The organism is Streptomyces scopuliridis RB72 (assembly GCF_000718095.1).
GTDB classification, from domain to species: domain Bacteria; phylum Actinomycetota; class Actinomycetes; order Streptomycetales; family Streptomycetaceae; genus Streptomyces; species Streptomyces scopuliridis.
Genome location: NZ_JOEI01000017.1, coordinates 1 through 17,085, shown reverse-complemented (window position 1 = coordinate 17,085; position 17,085 = coordinate 1). Strand labels below are relative to the sequence as shown.

The following is a 17,085-nucleotide window of genomic DNA, read 5'->3' as shown; positions in this document are numbered from 1 at the left end:
GGACCTGATGGTGCGGCGGATCGAGCCGTTGCGGGGGAGGCGGACGTAGACCGCCGCCGCTGCGCCGACCTGGCCCGCGCCCGCCATGGCGAGGATGGGGGGTGCCATGGTGCGTGGTCTTTCAGCCGGTGCGGGTGGCCTTCAGCGCGGCGCGCAAGTGGCCGTCGGAGTCGGTGAGGAGTGCGGCGGCGGTGGGTCCGTCGACGGCGCCGAGGATGGTGAGGATGGCGTTCTTCACCTCGCCGTCGGTGGCGGCGAGCGCGGTCTCGATCTCTTCGTCCGACGCGCCCGTGGCGAGCGAGACGATCCGCCGGGAGCGGGCGCGCAGCTTCTCGTTGGAGGCGCGGACGTCGACCATGAGGTTTCCGTACGTCTTGCCGCGCCGGATCATGGTGATCGTCGAGAGCATGTTGAGGACGAGCTTCTGTGCCGTACCGGCCTTGAGACGGGTGGAGCCGGTGAGCAGTTCGGGGCCGACGACGATCTCGATGCCGTGCTCGGCGGCGGCGGCCAGGGCGCTGCCCGCGTTGCAGGAGAGCCCGATGGTGAGCGCGCCGAGGCTGCGGGCGTGCTCGACGGCGCCGATCGCGTACGGGGTACGGCCGGAGGCGGAGATGCCGACGACCGTGTCCTCCGCGCTGAGCTTCATGGCGGTCAGATCGGCGGCTGCCAGCTCTTTGGAGTCCTCGGCCCCTTCGACGGACGTGACCATCGCGCCGGGGCCGCCCGCGATCAGGCCGACGACCTCCTCGGGGTCGGTGTTGAAGGTGGGCGGGCACTCGCTGGCGTCCAGCACGCCGAGCCGGCCCGCCGTACCGGCGCCCGCGTAGATCAGCCGGCCGCCACGGGCCGCGCGTTCGGCGGTGGCGTCGATGGCGGCGGCGATCCGGGGGAGCTGGGCGGCGACGGCGGCGGGGACGGTGCTGTCCTCGCCGTTCATGATGCGGGCGATTTCGAGGGTGGGCAGCTGGTCGATCTCGGCGAGCTCGGGGCGGAACGCCTCGGTGGTGAGGGAGTCGAGCTGCGCGCGGAGTTCGCCGTACTGGGAGGTCATGGGAAAGCGGCTCTTTCTTCCGAGTGAGCGGTATACGGGTGCGGGTGCCCTTGGTGAACGGGTCAGCGGGTGCTGCGCGGGCTGTGGCGGTGCGCGAGGGCCTCGTACGAGTCGGAGAGCGCGGGCGCGGCCGTCTCGTACGTACGCTGTGCCACGCCTATGAACAGGCAGTCGACGACGAGCAGTTGGCTCGTACGGCTCGACATGGCGGCCGGGCGCAGCTCGCTCTCGCGGGCGGTGGAGGTGGTCAGTACGTGGTCGGCGTACTGGGACACGGGGCCGTCCGGGCGGCCGGTGATCGCGACCGTCGTCGCGCCCCGGTCGAAGGCGACACGGAGCGGCTCGATGACATCGCCGGTGGAGCCGGAGTGGGTGATCGCGATGGCGACATCGCCCGAGCGGAGCTGTACGGCGTTGGTGACGGCGAGGTGCGGGTCGGAGTGGGCGTGTGCGATCAGGCCGATGCGCAGCAGCTTCTGGGCGAGGTCCATGCCGACGAGGCAGGAGGCGCCGACACCGTAGATGTCGATCCGGCGGGCGGCGGCGGCAGCGGCGACGACGGCGCCGAGCTGGACGGTGTCGAGTCCGGCGGCGGTGTCGGCGAGCGTCTGCTGTTCGTCGTAGGCGAGCTTGGCGACGACGTCGGCGATGGGGTCGTCGACGGCTATGTCGGCGGTGACGGAGGGGGCGCGGCCGGACTGCTGCTGGGCGGCGAGGCCGGCGAGCGCGAGGCGGAGATCGCGGTAGCCGGGGTAGCCGAGGAGGCGGGCGGTACGGACCACGGTGGCCTCGCTCGTACCGGTCAGCTCGGCGAGACCGGTGACGGTGAGGGCGGCGCAGCCGGCGGGGTCACCGGCGACGGCTTCGGCGACGAGCTGCATGGAACGGGTCATGGTCGGCGCGAGGGTCCGTACCTTGGCGGCCAGGGCTGCGGGGGCGGGTGGGGCGTCACCGCTGAAACTTTCCTTCACGTCTTGGGTCACTCATGAAAGATATTTTCGGATTTCGGCGGTCGTCAACCCCTCGCTGTCCCTGACAATGGCTGAATGGACGCCCCGAACCCTGATGTGGATCTGCTTGAGCAGGCGCTGCACGCCGCCCGCGCCCTGGTGCTGGCCGACCTGGCGGCGGGCGATGTCGCGCGCGCCGAGGTCGTGTCGCTGGTGGAGGACTCGGTGTCGCACCGGCGCTGGTGGGTGGAGCAGTGGCCGGAGGGCGTCGCGTACGTGGCCGGGCTGGTGGCGCAGGACGTACAAGACGCGTTGTTGGAACGGTACGGACGGTGGCCGCTGTGCCCCGTCTGCGCCGAGGCCGAGCCCGACGGACCGCACGCGCTGGAGGTGGAACCGGAGCTGGGGCCCGATCCGCACTGGGTGTGCGGGAAGGCGGGGGTGGTGGTCGCGGCGGTGGGGTCGCTGGGCCCAGGAGGGGTGGGAACCACCTCGTGACGGCCTAAAGCCAGTCGTGCTCGCGCGCGAAGCGCGCCGCTTCGTGCCGGGTCCGTGTCTGGGTCTTCTGCATGGCGTGCGAGAGGTAGTTGCGTACGGTGCCTTCCGCCAGGTGGAGGCGGGGGGCGATCTCGGCGACGGAGTACCCGTCGCGGGTCGCTCGCAGGACGTCGATCTCCCGGTCGGTGAGTGGGCAGTCGTCGACGACGGCGAGCGCGGAGACGTCCGGGTCGATCCAGCGCTTGCCCTCGTGCAGAGTGTTGATGACCGACGTGATGTGCGCGGGTTCCGCCGACTTGCTGACGAACCCCTGGACTCCGAGTTTCAGGGCCTTGCGGAGCACCCCGGGTCTGGCATGGCGGGTCAGCATGAGGATCACCTGGTCCGGCCGCGCACGGCGGATCTCCGCGACAGCGCCGAGCCCGTCCAGACCGGGCATCTCCAAGTCGATGACGAGCACGTCGGGCCGGTGTCGCAGCGTGGCCCGGACGGCTGATTCGCCGTCGTGCGCTTCGGCGAGCACGGTGATCTCGCCTTCGAGAGTCAGCAACGACGCCAGCGCCTTACGGAGCAGAGCTTCGTCGTCGGCGAGCACCACGGTGGTCATCGGCTGTCCTCCCGCGCCGCGGAGGGCACCGTCGCCGGGCGAAGGCGGGGAAACGCCGCGGCCGTGAGGAAGCGCCCGTTCTCTTGCTCCACCGTCAGCTCGCCTCCGTTGTCGCCCACTCGTTCCTTGAGGGTGGCCAGCCCCCTGAGCCCCGGAAGGGGAGCCTCCTGCGCGCCGTCGTTGACGATGGTGATGCCCGACTCCGAGAGAGTGATTCGCACCCGTGTGGCCTGCGCGTGGCGCAGGATGTTGGTCGTCGTCTCGCGGAGGACCTGGCCGAGCAGCCCGTTGACGCTCTCATCGACGTCGGCCTCGCGGTTGACGCGCACGCGGATGCCGGCGGCTTCGAAGAGGTTCTTCGCGTTCTCCAGCTCCACGGACAGGTTGAGTCGCCGCTGTGCGTAGGCGAGCTCCTTGGTCTGGGTGATGGTGTCGCTGACCAGGGCGTGCACTTCCCGTAGCTCCTCCTCCACGCGCCCGATGTCGCTGCGCAGCAGCTTCTCGGCCAGCGTGATCTTCAGCTTCACCACATGCAGTGTGTGGCCCTGGATATCGTGCAGATCACTGGCGAACCGTATGCGTTCCCGGATGACGGCCAGCTCCGCTTCGCGTTCTCGCGTTTGCTCCATGACCTTGTAGAACCTGTGGTTGGCGAACTGGGCGCCGATCGTCACCACCGCGACAGCCGTGGGGATGAGGACGTACTCGATCAGAACGCCGGGAACATCGTCCCGTGATTGCGTCAGCCTCGCCGCGCCCACCGCGCCGACGAACGCGACGAGCCCCAGGGCTGCCGCGCCTCGGTGGCGCGGCAGCCGGGGGATGAGGTAGGGGCCCACGATCGTCAGGCCGTAGAACGCCGTGTGACTGTCGGCCACCAGCACTCCGAACGGCCATACGGCCGCGGTGATGATCAGGCAGGGGAGTACGACGCGGGAGGTGTCGTCCGCCGACCACCGCGCGACGACCAGCAGGCCCGCTGTCACGCCCAGGGCCAGGACGGCGGCCTCCCACCAGGTCCGGGCGTCGGTCGCCACCAGCACCGCCCCTACGGCGGCCAGCGGCGGGACGAACGTGACGCGGTTCCATCTGCGCAGCGGTCCCTGGGGCGTGTCGGCGTGCTCCATGTGCGGCTCTCCGGGATCGAACAGCAGAGTCTGTCCCGCAGTATTCTCCAGGCTCCGTGGGTGGCACCAGTGACACCGCGTCATGCGTCCGCCCCAAGGAATGTCATGGCGGAGTGATGACACCACGCCACTGCCGGACGAGCGTGACGACGGCTGAGATCAATGCATGACCTCGACACCAGTCATCGACGTTGAACGTCTGAACCTCAGCTACGGCGACTTCCACGCCGTGAAAGACCTGTCCTTCCAGGTGGGGAAGGGGGAGCTCTACGCGCTGCTCGGCACGAACGGGGCCGGCAAGACCTCGACCCTGGAGACCGTCGAAGGCCACCGTCCGGCCACCTCGGGCACCGTGCGGGTCTTCGGGCAGAGCCCGCGCGACCGGCGCGCCGTGCGGCCCAGGATGGGCATCATGCTCCAGGAGAGCGGATTCTCCCCGGACCTGACGGTGAAGGAATCGGTCCGGCTGATCGGAAAGCTCTCCCAGCGCAGCGACAGGGTCGAACGCGTACTCAGCCTCGTCGACCTCACGCACAAGGCCGGCACCCAGGTGTCCCAGCTCTCCGGCGGTGAGAAGCGGCGTCTGGACTTCGCCACCGCCGTGTACGGGCAGCCTGAGCTGATCTTCCTGGACGAGCCCACCACCGGCTTGGACATCCAGTCCCGGGACGCTGTGTGGGACGCCGTGGACAAAATGCGCGAAGACGGATCCACCGTCGTGCTCACCACGCACTATCTGGAAGAGGCCCAGGAGCGCGCCGATCGCATCGGGCTCATGCACAAGGGCACCTTCCACCGGGAAGGGACCGTCGCCGAGCTGACGCGATCCCTGCCGGCCGCTATCCACTTCTCCCTCGCGGCCTTCGCACCGGCGCTACCGCTCCAGGCCACGCGCCAGATGGACGGGAAGGTCCTCATCGAGACCTTCGACCTCCAGAAGGACCTCCACACCCTGCTCGGCTGGGCGCACGACAACGCGGTGGAGCTGCGGGAACTCCAAGCAGGACCGACTCGGCTCGACGACGTCTTCCGCTCCATCGGCAGCGATTAGGCCCCGTCCGCGATGAGGCCCTGTCTGACACATCCCGGAACTTCCCAGGAAAAGGACCTTCCCCATGCTCTCCATCGCTCTTAGCGAGCTGATCCAGATCTTCCGGAACCGGCTGGTTCTGGTCACCAGTTTCATCATGCCCGTGGCGGTCAGCGCGTACTTCATCTACCAGCACGAAATCTTCGCCGACCTGGGCAGTCTCGGATACATCGCGGCCGTGGTGATGTTCACCGTGGGCGCGTTCGGGCTCTACACCACCGCGGTGACCACTCTGGCCTCGCGCCGTCAGAACCTCTTCCTCAAGCGGCTGCGCTCCACCCCGGCGAGCGATGCCACCATTCTCTCCGGGCTGATGCTCCCGGTCACCGTCGTCGCACTGGTCCAGGTGACCGCGATCCTCGTCGTGCTGGCCGGGGTCGCCGGCAGGCCGGGCAATGTTCCCCTCCTGGCGGCGGCCGTCCTCTCGACGCTGATCATGATGCTCGGCCTGGCGCTGGCCACGGCGGGACTGACGAACTCCCCCGAGCACGCCCAGGTGACCACGCTGCCCGTCAGCCTCGGCGTCATCGCCGTCACCAGCTGGGTAGGAATCACCGGCACCGAGGAGCTCACCCTGCTCAAGCGGCTGCTCCCCGGCGGCTCGGCCACCGAACTGGTCCTCAACGCCTGGAACGGCGGCGTTCCCGTGGCGGACTCCCTGCCTCTGCTGCTGCCCACACTGAGCTGGGTCGTCGTCGCCGTCGCGCTGGCCTCCCGCCTCTTCCGCTGGGAACCGCGCCGCTGACCAGGGGGAACCGCGCCGATGACTGTTCGGTCAGCCGCGCTGGGCCCGGTCGTACACCTTCTTGGCCGTGGTCCTCAGCACCTCTCCGTACATCTTGGTCGGTGTCAGCGAGTCCAGCGAGGCGTTGACCGAGACCAGGACGCCCTTGCCCTTGCCGGTGGTGGCGTCGAAGTCGGCCAGCCACGGGCCGCCGCTGGCCCCGCCGGTCAGGTCGCAGGGGATCATCTGCGTGCCGTGCTCCCTCTTCGTCCTGCCGACGCAGCGGAGGAGTTCCTCGCCGAGCTGCGGGCGGGTGGCGGAGTAGCCGAGGGCGGTGACCGTGCCGCCGACGGCGCGGTCGAAGGCGATGGGCCGGCCGCCCACGACGTCGGTGAGCTTGCGGCCGTTCTTGTCGGCGTCGACGACCAGCGCGGACATGTCGTTGAGGGAGTCGTTCTCCCAGGTTCGCGGGGTCGCGGCGGAGCGGACCGCGAACGCGCCGTACGGCTTCTTGCCCTTGTGGTAGCCGGGGACGAACACCATCGCGGTGTTGGTGTTGCCGGGAGAGGAGCCCATGCGCACGCAGTGGGCGGCGGTCATCACGGCGGAGCGGTTGGCGCTCTTCACGGCGGTGGCCGTGCACCAGGTGTCGGCGCCCCGCGAGTTGACGAAGAAGAGCCGACCCACGGTCTTCAGCGCGGCGCCCTTGTACGGCTTGGCCTTCGGCCCGGTCGGACCGAGGTCCACGGACTTCCCGACGGCCTTGATGCGGGCGGTCGTCCAGTAGGCGAGGGCCTCCCGGCGTTCCTTGGCGGTGTACGTCATGACGGAGACCGGGTCGGCCGAGGCGGCACTGGCCCGGGCGGTCGCGGCCATCGCCGGGACCGGGACGGCGAGGGCGAGGGCAGTACCGGCCACGACGAGTCCCGTGGCCCGGCCACGAAGGCGCCGGATCAGGGCAGTTGAGGTCTTGGGCATGGCGGATGTCTCCTCGGGTGGCGCGCTGGGGCGCTGGCGCGGGCGGCGGACGGGGGGTCTGCGTCCGCCTCACAAGAGAGGGGAAGCCGCGTGTTCGGTTCGGGCTGTCGATGATCTGTGACACACGGGATCAGCCGGCGGCGAACCAGGTCTCGGCCTCGTGGCGCATGCCGAGGGCGGTGGCTTTGAGGGCGACGGTACGGAAGGGCAGCCTCAGGCGCATGGCCACGGTGGCGAGGGTGGGAAGCGAGATCTCGACCTCGTAGCGGATATCGACGATTGGTTCTTCTCCGCGTGAGAGGGCGTCGATCAGATCCGCTTCCGCTTTCCGTTCCTGGTGCCAGGTGTCGGGGATCTCGGCGACGTTGTAGCCGAAGTCCGTGAGCGACTGGGCGACTTCCTCCGGGTGGCGCCCCAGGTGCTCGGCCACCGAGTACAGCTGCGTGGGAGAGATCACGGTCTGATCGTCCTCGTCGGGGAGGGTCCACCGGAGCGCGTCGAGATCATGTTCCTGGAGCCGGGCGAGCAGCGACTGATCCGGAGCACAGTGGTATCCCAGGCTGCTCAGTCTGGCGGCCGTTTCGGTCATGGAGAGGGTGGAACGGGAGGCTCGCTCCGCGATCGCGCTGAGCCCCAGCGGGCGATCCGGCTCGGGCCATGCCCTGCTGGACGACCGTTCGTACCGCGCGTAGAGGAAGTTGACGTCCTGTTTGCTCAACGACGCCCCGTCGGCGGGAAGTTCGGGCATCTCGAAGCCGAGCGCGCGCAACCGTACGGCGACCTCCTCCAGTGTCTGCCCGGTGCGGTGCGCCACCCCCACCGCATGAGGCAGCGGGACTTGGCGGTCAACATTGAGGGGGATGTCGTTGTAGACGAGCAGGGCCCATTCGTCGTCGTGGAACGTCTGCTCGGGCGTGTCATAGGAGGGCACGGAGAAGCCGGTGTCCCTCAGCAGGTCGACGACCGCCTGCGTGGTGGCCCCCGAGGCGCGTGCCACGCTGATCAGCTGGGCATAGGTGATCTCCTGGGCCCGGTCCGCCGGTACCGGATCCGCGTGCAGAGCCCACAGCCGCTGTAGCACCTCGCGGTCCTCCGCGGTCCAGGCGTCGGAGTTCGGATACTCCGAGGGAACGGTGAACCCAAGCTCCCGGAGCCGGTCGGCCGCCTCGCGCGTGGACCTCTCGGCCAGTGCCGCGCTGAAGCAGAGCTGAGCCACCGACAGCTCGCTTCCGGGCTCCAGCCAGCTGTCGTCGGCCCTGCCCAACGGACGGAGCAGGGCGAGATCCTCCGGCCCGACCTCCTCGCTGCCGGTCGGGGGGACAACTTGATAGCCGAGAGCCGTCAGACGCTCCGCGACGTCCCCGGCGGTGAGTTCGGCTTGCTGCACCAGCTGGAAGGTGTCATCGAGGGTGACCACCTGTTCGGGATCGCGCCACTTGGTCATTTCGTAGGCGCTCAACATGCCCGAGTCCAGTACGAACCGGGAAGCGCTGACGAAATTCTGCGTGTTGTCCGGTCCGGCGAGCCACTCCTTGTATCTCCTGGCCCAGTTGAGCGTGGTGTACAGACCGTCGGCGGCGAGCAGCAAATGGTCCGAGGGCCGTGCGCACGGCAGGGCGGGTGAGGACAGCGCCGCATCGGTCAGGGCATCCCCCAGGCCCGCCTGGTAGAGCGTGAGCAGTCTCCACCGGAGTACCGGCGCGGGGATGGTGCGCAGGTACGACATCCCGTGCGTCTCGGGGGCCGCCGGGTACTGACCGGAGACGAGCGGCAGAAGCATCTGATCGGGACGGAAGAAACCCAAGGCGTCGAAGGGCCGTTCGGTGTCCCCCACGGGCCAGGAAACCCCACTTGTCCTGGCCCGTTCGGCCACCTCGTCCGCGAAACGGATCGAGGAGAGGCCGACCTCCACCAGCCAGTCCGGTGTCAGGAGCGGCAGCGCGGTGGAGAAGAGGCTGGGCAGTGCCCCGCTCAGCAGCGCGCTGACATGGCTTCCGTCGTTCGAGCGGATCGTCTTGCGGTCGACGCTCAGCTCCGGCTGGTGCTGTTCGCGCAGATTGACCACGGTGCCGTAGGACTCACCGGTGCTGGTGCTGGTAAGCGTGTTGGTCGCCGCGAGCAGGCCGTCCGCGAGGAACCGGCCCGTACCGTCCACCCACCACACATCGGGATCCTCCGACGGGTAGCAGGCCCCGGAGCGCAGGAACATTTCCGAGTCGTCCATCCAGGACAGTTCGGGACCGCTGACCGAGAGCTGCCCCGGTTCCCACTCGTGCCGTCGCGAGCCGTGCTCCGCCCTCGTACGGTACGGAGCCAGCCACAGCACCCGCTGCAACGTGTCCACGCAGGAGACGCGCTCCTTGTGGTCGGTCAGCAGCAGCCGCACCGTCGTGCCCGAGTCCGTGCCCGGCCCCAGGTCATCGACGCGGAACAGGTTTCCCGGGCCCGCGATCTTGACCACGTACTTGTTGCCGGGGCGGCCGTCGCGGCCCATGCGGCACGTCGTCACCTCGATCTCGTCCGCCAGCATGAAGTAGCTCAGCACGCCGATGCCGAAACGGCTGTTGGGGTGCAGCTCGATGCGCGGCTCGCCCAGCTCGGCCCAGGCTGTCTGTTCCTCGATGTACTCCGGCAGGTCGACGAAGCGGGCACCGCCCTGGGAGAAGACGTTGCGCAGCTCGTCGAGGCCCATGCCGACGCCGTTGTCCCGGCACTCCAGGTACGGGCGGCCCAGGGTGTCGGCCTTCTGGACGAACTCGATGAGGCCGTCCCACTCCGGCGGCGTACCGTCGGTCCGGCGCAGGTATTCCGTACGGCGGTCCCGGTAGCGGACCGCGTCCAGGGCGTTCTGGTACAACTCCCGGATCGCCAGCTCGCGTTCGCCGTACAGCTCCTCGCCCATCAGCAGCTCCTGCACCCGGTCCTCGGCGAGCTGGAAGCGGATGCCGTCGGCCAGATGCGTAGGGGTGTTGCCGCTGAGCCTGACGCGGTCGGCGTCGGCGTACGGGGGCAGGGAGCGGAGCGGGGCGAGTGCGGACGTCCGGTTGATGTCGCGGAGCAGTCCGTCCACGCGGTGGGCGTGCTCGCGCAGGGCGATCTGGACGGCCGGGTGCTCGCAGACCGCGTTCAGGGAGCGGCCGAGGCCCGAGGTGCGCCAGTCGGAGCCGCGGATCGTCGTCAGCAGATCGCCGAGGTTCACGCTGTCGGAGATCCCGATGTGCTCCACGAGGATCTCGGGCAGGTCCACCGGGTCCACGGCGAACGCCTGGGCGGCCTTGGCGAGGGACGCGACGAGGGATTCGCGTACCTCGTGTTCGTCCCTCGTACTGGCGGCGATGACGTCGTAGTCGCTGTCGCGCTGGTCGGTACGGTCCGACCGGTCCGGTTCGCCCGTCCGGCCGGCGGTGTGGCGGGGTACGGCGAACGGCGCCGCCCGCAGCTCCTGGAGGAAACGCATGAAGCGCTCGCCGGACAGGGCGTCCGTCACCCACTCCGGGCACTCCGGGCCGCCCGGCGGCGGGCCGAGCAGTGTCTTCAGGGTCTGGGACGCGTACAGCTCGGGCTGCCGGATGAGCCAGCGGTGGAACAGCCACCAGCGGATGCGTTCGGCCGATCCGTCCGCAACGCCGCGCTGCTCCAGGGTGCGCAGCCGGCGCTGGAGGCGGGGGAAGCCCTGGGCGAACTTGCCGAAGCGGTCGCGCTCGGGGGTGGACTGATCGGCCGGGCCCGCGGTGACCACGGCCGCCCGCTGGGCCGCCTCGTGCGTCCAGAACGCCTGGCCGATCAGCGGGAGCAGGACCGTCAACGCGCCTTCGGTCGGGGAGAGTTCCGTACCGGCGGCCAGCCGGCCGGTGAGGAAGCCCAGCCGGTCCTGGGCGCGCTTGGCCAGCTCGGCGTCGTGCCACGGGTCGTCCCGCAGCGTGGCCGCCGCTGTGTCGTACCCCTCGGCGAGCCGCGCGGCGAGAGTGGCGCAGACGTCCTTGAGCGCCTCGCGGGCGGGGCCCGGGGCGGTCCGTTCCCATACGGGGTGGGTGGCCGTGCTGCGTACCCAGGGATGCTCGGCGGCGTCCCGTGCCGGGCCCGGCAGCACCGTGAACTCCTGCCAGGGGATGTCGGTCTCGGCCCTGATCCGCTGGACGGGGGGCGTCTTGCCGTACGCCGTGTGCAGTGCGGTCACCCGGCGCTGCACCTCATCGAGGAACTCGCCCATGTGCAGGGTGTGCGGGACCTGCGACACGACGTCCGCGACGGCGCGGGAGAAGAGGCTGAACGAGTCCTTCGGCTGGGTGCCGGCGGCGTCGGCGTGCTGGGGGAGGACGGCCTCGGACTCGTCCACGTACAGCGCGTACTGGGCCTTGGAGCACGCGTATACGTACGCGACCTTGCGGCGCAGTGTCGCGGCGATCTTGGGACGTTCCCAACCGGGCATCCTGGTGGGGGACTTGGTCCGGCGGGCGGACCCTTCCCGGCAGGCGTCGATGAGGAAGACCACCTGGCCGGCGGGGGAGTCCTCCAGCTCCTTCTGCCAGCCGATCTCGACGCAGCTCTCGGCGAAGGGCTCGCTCTCGTAGTAGGCGTCCTCCGGGACGAGATAGTCCCGGCCGTCGAAGTGCACCCCATGGCCGCTGAGCATGATGAACAGGGTGTCGCCGCGGCCGGCCTCGCGCAGGAAGCGCAGGACGTGGCGGTTGACGGCGTTCGGTGTGATGCCGCGCTGGGACTCGGCGATCTCCACCGGGCGGAACCCCCGGTCGGAGAGCGCGCCCTCCAGCCGCTGGAGGTCGTCGCGGACGAAGGGCAGCGAGCGGATCGTCTCGTCGTCGTACTCGCTGGCTCCGATGAGGAGAGCCTTGTGGCGTGGCATGGAGCGTGGCATGGAGCCGCTACGACGGGCGCTTGAACGTCAGAGTCAGACCGCGGGTGCCCTGCACCTGGCCACTGCCGATGAGCTGGATGCCGCCGGTGGCGGTGACCTGGAAGGAGAGCTGGGCCTCGGCGAGCGGGAGCGCGCCGCCCCGGTCGGCGACCTCCTCGAAGACCTTCTGGAGGGCGTCGACCGTATCGGCCAGATTCTTGCGCAGGGGGCCGAGGGGGACGGAGCGCAGGACGGCCTCGCCGTCGTGCCGGAAGAGGCCGCCCATCGCGTTGCCGTCCTCGCCCTCCTCCTCCACGACGTCGACCCAGAACGGCAGCGTCTGTCCCTCGGTGTTGTCCGGCGCTTGCTGCGACATTCCGGTCTCCGCCCCCTGAAGCTGATGGTGCCTCAACTCTAGATTGCCGAGGGGGGCGTGGGGAGTGTTACGTAACAGACGGCAGGGGTGTGTGGACGTCGTCGATCAGCGGTCCGCGGGCGCGGAAGCGGTGTCCGGCTGGTGGCGTACGGGTGCCCGGTCCTTGGCGGACTCGGCGGACTCGGAGGACTTGGCCAGGAGCGAGCCCGCGACCACATGGCGACGGCCGCGCCGACCGCCCAGAACCCGGCGCAGGCGAACGCGCTGATGACGCGGGAGGCGAAGAGGATCCGAGGGCGAAGACGGAGAGGCCGAGGATGTAGACGGCGAGCGGCATACGGGCCGGGGCGGGGGTCCGGGCCGGGGACGGGTCCTGGGGCGGGTCCGCGGGCAGGTGCGGGGACGGGAGCGGCTTCGGCGGCGGGGAATCGGCGGAGCCGGGCATGACAGGTTCCGACGCCGGTATCGGCCGTTACATTCCGGCGGTACCCCGTCTCTCAGCCGGTGAGACGGCTGAGGCCGCGCAGCTCTTCCGTCAGGTTCGCGCGGGCGCGCGCCTCCCATTCCCGCGCGCCGTAGGGGGTACGGAACAGCGCGGGCAGGGCGAGCAGCTGCTCCAGTACGGCGGCCCGGCCGGTGCGGAAGGCGTCGTCGGGGACGAAGGCGTACTCCTCCCGTACCGCCGCCGTGTAGGCCGCGTACGCGTCCGGTCCCGTGGCGAGGATGGCGAGGTCGGCGTCGCACAGGACGGCGCCGTTGCGGTCGCCGGGCGCCGCGGCGTGGGTGGTGGTGAGGCGGACGAGCCGGGCGACCTCGCGCGTATGGTCCTCGCTCAACCCGGCCTCGGGGAGGGCGCGTTCGGCGAGGCGGGCGGAGCGCTCCTCGTTCTCGGAGCGGTCGGGGCGGTAGACGGCGTCATGGAACCAGGCGGCGAGACGTACGGCGTCGGGGTCGTCGGCGTACTCCGCGAGCGTGTCGATGTGGTCCAGGACGGCGAGCAGATGATCCGTGGTGTGGTACCGGCGCTGAGGCTCGGACCAGCGGGCGAGGAGGCGGTCGGCGTACGCGTACGGGTCGGGGCCCTCGGCCCCCACGGCTTCCTCGGCGCCCTCCCGGAGCGCGAGAAGCGTGGTCGCGAACCGGCTGCGCAGATCGGGTGCGGGCATGGGACGACGATAGAGCCGGGCCCCGGAACGGAGGATCCCGGGGCCCGGCGGGTGCGGTCGTCGCGCGATTACACGGCCTTGAATCCGCGGAGCCGGAGGCTGTTGCCGACGACGAAGACGGAGGAGAAGGCCATGGCGGCGCCGGCGATCATGGGGTTGAGGAGTCCGGCGGCGGCGAGGGGGAGTGCGGCGACGTTGTAGGCGAAGGCCCAGAAGAGGTTGACGCGGATGGTGGTGAGGGTGCGGCGGGCGAGCCGGATGGCGTCGGCGGCGGCGCGCAGGTCGCCGCGGACGAGGGTGAGGTCGCCGGCTTCGATGGCGGCGTCGGTGCCGGTGCCCATGGCGAGTCCGAGGTCGGCCTGGGCGAGGGCGGCGGCGTCGTTGACACCGTCCCCGACCATGGCGACCGACCGGCCTTCGGCCTGGAGCTTCTTGACGACGTCGACCTTGTCCTCGGGCATGACATCGGCGATGACGTGCTCGGGGTCGATGCCGACTTCCTTGGCGACGGCGTCGGCGACGGCCTTGTTGTCGCCGGTGAGGAGGAGGGGCGTGAGGCCGAGGGCGCGCAGCCGGCGGATGGCTTCTGGGCTGGTGTCCTTTACGGCGTCGGCGACTTCGAGGACGGCGCGTGCCTGGCCGTCCCAGGCGACGGCGATGGCGGTGCGTCCGGCGGCCTCGGCCGCTGCCTTCGCGCGCTCCAGGTCCTCGGGGAGGTGGATCTCCCACTCGGCGAGAAGCTTTGTGCGGCCGACGAGGACGGCGTGGCCCTCGACGATGCCCTGGACGCCGAGGCCGGGGATGTTGGCGAAGTCCTCGGGCGTCGGGAGCGTACCGACCTGCTCGGCCGCACCGGTGGCGACGGCCTGGGCGATGGGGTGTTCGGAAGCATGCTCCAGCGCGCCCGCCAGACGTAGCACCTCGCTCTGGTCCGCGCCGTTGGCGGTGTGGGTGGTGAGGAGGGTCATACGGCCGGTGGTGACGGTGCCGGTCTTGTCGAGGACGATGGTGTCGGCGCGGCGGGTGGATTCGAGGACTTCGGGGCCCTTGATGAGGATGCCGAGCTGGGCGCCGCGGCCGGTGCCCACCATGAGGGCGGTGGGGGTGGCCAGGCCGAGGGCGCAGGGGCAGGCGATGATCAGGACGGCGACGGCCGCGGTGAAGGCGGCGGTGAGTCCGGCGCCGTTGCCGAGCCAGAAGCCGAGGGTGGCCAGCGCCAGCGCGATGACGACGGGGACGAAGACGGCGGAGATCTTGTCGGCGAGGCGCTGGGCGGCGGCCTTGCCGTTCTGGGCGTCTTCGACCATGCGGGCCATACGGGCGAGCTGGGTGTCGGCGCCGACGCGGGTGGCTTCGACGACGAGGCGGCCGCCGGCGTTCAGGGTGGCACCGGTGACCGGGTCCCCGGCGGTGACCTCCACGGGGACGGACTCGCCGGTGAGCATCGACGCGTCGATGGCGGAGGAGCCTTCGACGACCGTGCCGTCGGTGGCGATCTTCTCGCCGGGGCGGACCAGGAAGCGATCGCCGGTCTGGAGCTGCGCGGTGGGGACGGTCACTTCACCGCCGTCGCGCAGGACGGTGACTTCCTTGGCGCCGAGTTCGAGCAGGGCGCGCAGGGCGGCGCCGGCTTTGCGCTTGGAGCGGGCTTCGAAGTAGCGGCCGGCGAGGATGAAGGCGGTGACGCCGGCGGCGGCTTCGAGGTAGATGTTCCCGGCGCCGTCGGTACGCGCGATGGTCAGCTCGAAGGGGTGCGTCATGCCGGGCATGCCGGCCGTACCGAAGAACAGGGCCCACAGGGACCACAGGAACGCGGCCGAGGTGCCCACCGAGATGAGGGTGTCCATGGTGGCCGCGCCGTGGCGGGCGTTGGTCCAGGCGGCGCGGTGGAAGGGCCAGGCGGCGTAGGTGACGACGGGGGCGGCCAGGGTGAGGGAGAGCCACTGCCAGTAGTCGAACTGGAGGGCGGGGATCATCGCCATCGCGATCACCGGCACGGACAGGATGACGGCGGTGGTGAGCCGCTGCCGCAGGGGCCGGAGCTCGGCGTCGGCCGGGTCCGGTGTTTCCGGGGTGTCGGTGTCCGTCTGGAGGGGCGCGGGTGCGGGCGGGGTGGCGGTGTAGCCGGTGGCTTCGACGGTGGCGATCAGGTCCTCGACCGCGACGTCCTCACCCCGGTAGCTGACCTTCGCCTTCTCGGTGGCGTAGTTGACGGTGGCCTCGACGCCGTCCATCCGGTTCAGCTTCTTCTCGATGCGCGCCGCGCAGGAGGCGCAGGTCATACCGCCGATCATGAGCTCGACTTCGGCGGCTGTGCCGGTGCCGGCTGTGCCGGTGGCGGTCCGTGTGGGGCTCATGGGTGACGGCTCCTTCTCCTCGACCGATACGTATCTTACCCCCTAGGGGTATCTAACTCCCCTAGGTATACCCCCATGGGGTATCTGATGCAAGGGTTGCCCGTGGATGCGCTGATGCGCGCGGGCGGGAGGGGCCCGTAGGCTTGGATATTGGACTAGACCTATATTCGGTCCCGTCCAGTCATGTCCTTGACCCGCCGGCATACCTATGAATGAGGTCCCATGAGCAAGCGTGCACTCCTGGAGGTGATCGCTCTCGACGCGGAGGACGCGGTCGCCGCCCGGAACGGAGGCGCGGACCGCCTTGAACTCGTCACCGACATGGCGGCGGACGGGCTGACCCCGCCCCGCGAGACCTTCGCGAAGATCCGGGCCGCCGTCGACATCCCGCTGAGGGTGATGCTGCGGCTGGCCGACGGATTCGCGGCGGGCGAGCCGAGAGGCGCGGACGCCCTGGTCGAGGTGGCGCGGGGGCTGCGGGCCGAGGGGGCGGACGAGTTCGTCCTCGGCTTCCTCGACGCGGACGGGACGCCGGACCTGGTGACGGTGGAACGCCTGATCGCGGAGCTGGACGGCTGCCGGTGGACCTTCCACCGGGCGATCGACCGCGCGGCCGACCGCGACGCGCTCCGCAAGCAGCTGGCGGATCTGCCGGGCCTGGACACGTACCTCACGGCGGGCTCGGCGGCGGGCGTGGACGACGGGCTGCCGACGCTGCTGGCGGAGGCGGCGGCCGGGGCGCGGGGGGAGCCGGGGTACGGGGCGCGGCTGATGGTGGGCGGCGGGCTGCGGCTGGAGCACTTGGGGGCGCTGCTGGCGGCGGGGGTGGACGCGTTCCACATCGGGGGGGCGGCGAGGCCGGGGGGGTGGGCGGGGTCGGTGTCGGCGGATGCGGTGCGGGGGTGGCGGGCGGTTATTGACGCGTAGCGGGTTTCGGCTTGGGGCCGCGGGTCCGGGGTGCGGTGCGCCTCCGGCGGGGGGCGTGGTGCGGTCGTCTGTGGCCTGGGGCCGGTGGTGCGTCTGCGGGTTGTTGCCGGGCGGCGCGGTTCGCCTCCGGCGGGGGGCGTGGTGCGGTCGTCTGTGGCTCGGGCTGGTGGTCGGGTGCGGGTTGTTGCCGGGTGGCGCGGTTCGCCTCCGGCGGGGGGTCGTGGTGCGGTCGTCTGTGGCCTGGGGCCGGTGGTTGTGTGCGGGTTGTTGCCGGGGTGCGCTCCGGGGCTCGCGCCCGGGACGGCATGATTTACGGCGCGCAGCTGGCCTGACGATGGGTTCGGGCGTTCGTGCGCCACAAATCACGCTTTAGTGT

Annotated in this window: 13 protein-coding genes; 4 read left to right on the top strand and 9 right to left on the bottom strand. The window is 70.5% G+C overall.

All coding sequences use genetic code 11. From position 1 onward, the window contains the following. Positions 1–121 precede the first annotated feature (121 nt). Both murQ and IF11_RS0121645 read right to left on the bottom strand, forming a co-directional pair. Positions 122–1,054: an N-acetylmuramic acid 6-phosphate etherase gene (murQ, locus tag IF11_RS0121650; RefSeq protein WP_030353328.1), complete on the bottom strand. Its 933-nt coding sequence runs from the start codon at positions 1,052–1,054 to the stop codon at positions 122–124. Positions 1,055–1,116: 62 nt separating this feature from the next. Continuing rightward, positions 1,117–2,037 carry a MurR/RpiR family transcriptional regulator gene (locus IF11_RS0121645; protein ID WP_030353327.1) on the bottom strand — a complete coding sequence of 307 codons (921 nt, stop codon included), beginning with the start codon at positions 2,035–2,037 and terminating at the stop codon, positions 1,117–1,119. 63 nt (positions 2,038–2,100) lie between these two features. On the opposite strand from IF11_RS0121645, the gene IF11_RS0121640 reads away from it, so the two are divergent. After that, positions 2,101–2,502 (top strand): hypothetical protein, encoded by a 402-nt coding sequence (locus IF11_RS0121640; protein WP_030353326.1) that lies wholly within the window; start codon positions 2,101–2,103, stop codon positions 2,500–2,502. A gap of 4 nt (positions 2,503–2,506) precedes the next feature. Here IF11_RS0121640 and IF11_RS0121635 read toward each other — a convergent pair whose 3' ends face one another. Next, the gene (locus IF11_RS0121635; RefSeq protein ID WP_030353325.1) at positions 2,507–3,109 is read right to left on the bottom strand and encodes a response regulator transcription factor; all 603 of its coding nucleotides are present in this window, start codon (positions 3,107–3,109) and stop codon (positions 2,507–2,509) included. Then, on the bottom strand, positions 3,106–4,236 hold the full coding sequence (locus IF11_RS0121630; RefSeq protein ID WP_030353324.1) for a sensor histidine kinase: 1,131 nt from the start codon (positions 4,234–4,236) through the stop codon (positions 3,106–3,108). The genes IF11_RS0121635 and IF11_RS0121630 overlap by 4 nt, the downstream gene beginning before the upstream one ends. 166 nt (positions 4,237–4,402) lie before the next feature. Here IF11_RS0121630 and IF11_RS0121625 point away from each other — a divergent pair, with 166 nt between their 5' ends. Further along, positions 4,403–5,287 (top strand): ABC transporter ATP-binding protein, encoded by an 885-nt coding sequence (locus IF11_RS0121625; RefSeq protein WP_030353323.1) that lies wholly within the window; start codon positions 4,403–4,405, stop codon positions 5,285–5,287. A gap of 64 nt (positions 5,288–5,351) precedes the next feature. Further along, positions 5,352–6,071, top strand: a complete 720-nt coding sequence (locus tag IF11_RS0121620) for an ABC transporter permease (RefSeq protein ID WP_030353322.1) — start codon at positions 5,352–5,354, stop codon at positions 6,069–6,071. Positions 6,072–6,101: 30 nt separating this feature from the next. Here IF11_RS0121620 and IF11_RS0121615 read toward each other — a convergent pair whose 3' ends face one another. The 5 genes from IF11_RS0121615 to IF11_RS0121590 all read right to left on the bottom strand — a co-directional run bounded on the left by IF11_RS0121615 (position 6,102) and on the right by IF11_RS0121590 (position 15,782). Beyond that, positions 6,102–7,028 carry a trypsin-like serine peptidase gene (locus tag IF11_RS0121615; RefSeq protein ID WP_030353321.1) on the bottom strand — a complete coding sequence of 309 codons (927 nt, stop codon included), beginning with the start codon at positions 7,026–7,028 and terminating at the stop codon, positions 6,102–6,104. A gap of 130 nt (positions 7,029–7,158) precedes the next feature. After that, positions 7,159–11,892: a wHTH domain-containing protein gene (locus tag IF11_RS0121610; RefSeq protein ID WP_030353320.1), complete on the bottom strand. Its 4,734-nt coding sequence runs from the start codon at positions 11,890–11,892 to the stop codon at positions 7,159–7,161. 19 nt (positions 11,893–11,911) lie between these two features. Further along, positions 11,912–12,259: a Pepco domain-containing protein gene (locus IF11_RS0121605; RefSeq protein ID WP_030353319.1), complete on the bottom strand. Its 348-nt coding sequence runs from the start codon at positions 12,257–12,259 to the stop codon at positions 11,912–11,914. Between the two features lie 497 nt (positions 12,260–12,756). Beyond that, positions 12,757–13,425 carry an HD domain-containing protein gene (locus IF11_RS0121595; protein WP_030353318.1) on the bottom strand — a complete coding sequence of 223 codons (669 nt, stop codon included), beginning with the start codon at positions 13,423–13,425 and terminating at the stop codon, positions 12,757–12,759. 68 nt (positions 13,426–13,493) lie between these two features. After that, positions 13,494–15,782: a heavy metal translocating P-type ATPase gene (locus IF11_RS0121590; RefSeq protein WP_030353317.1), complete on the bottom strand. Its 2,289-nt coding sequence runs from the start codon at positions 15,780–15,782 to the stop codon at positions 13,494–13,496. 222 nt (positions 15,783–16,004) lie between these two features. On the opposite strand from IF11_RS0121590, the gene IF11_RS0121585 reads away from it, so the two are divergent. Then, positions 16,005–16,709, top strand: a complete 705-nt coding sequence (locus IF11_RS0121585; RefSeq protein ID WP_030353316.1) for a copper homeostasis protein CutC — start codon at positions 16,005–16,007, stop codon at positions 16,707–16,709. Positions 16,710–17,085 lie beyond the last annotated feature (376 nt).

Excerpts from the sequence above, each read along its gene's own strand:
- IF11_RS0121615 (WP_030353321.1), bottom strand. The coding sequence starts at position 7,028 with ATGCCCAAGACCTCAACTGCCCTGATCCGGCGCCTTCGTGGCCGGGCC.
- IF11_RS0121595 (WP_030353318.1), bottom strand. The coding sequence starts at position 13,425 with ATGCCCGCACCCGATCTGCGCAGCCGGTTCGCGACCACGCTTCTCGCG.
- IF11_RS0121585 (WP_030353316.1), top strand. The coding sequence starts at position 16,005 with ATGAGCAAGCGTGCACTCCTGGAGGTGATCGCTCTCGACGCGGAGGAC.
- IF11_RS0121620 (WP_030353322.1), top strand. The coding sequence starts at position 5,352 with ATGCTCTCCATCGCTCTTAGCGAGCTGATCCAGATCTTCCGGAACCGG.
- IF11_RS0121625 (WP_030353323.1), top strand. The coding sequence starts at position 4,403 with ATGACCTCGACACCAGTCATCGACGTTGAACGTCTGAACCTCAGCTAC.
- IF11_RS0121610 (WP_030353320.1), bottom strand. The coding sequence starts at position 11,892 with ATGCCACGCCACAAGGCTCTCCTCATCGGAGCCAGCGAGTACGACGAC.
- murQ (WP_030353328.1), bottom strand. The coding sequence starts at position 1,054 with ATGACCTCCCAGTACGGCGAACTCCGCGCGCAGCTCGACTCCCTCACC.
- IF11_RS0121635 (WP_030353325.1), bottom strand. The coding sequence starts at position 3,109 with ATGACCACCGTGGTGCTCGCCGACGACGAAGCTCTGCTCCGTAAGGCG.
- IF11_RS0121605 (WP_030353319.1), bottom strand. The coding sequence starts at position 12,259 with ATGTCGCAGCAAGCGCCGGACAACACCGAGGGACAGACGCTGCCGTTC.
- IF11_RS0121640 (WP_030353326.1), top strand. The coding sequence starts at position 2,101 with ATGGACGCCCCGAACCCTGATGTGGATCTGCTTGAGCAGGCGCTGCAC.
- IF11_RS0121630 (WP_030353324.1), bottom strand. The coding sequence starts at position 4,236 with ATGGAGCACGCCGACACGCCCCAGGGACCGCTGCGCAGATGGAACCGC.
- IF11_RS0121590 (WP_030353317.1), bottom strand. The coding sequence starts at position 15,782 with ATGAGCCCCACACGGACCGCCACCGGCACAGCCGGCACCGGCACAGCC.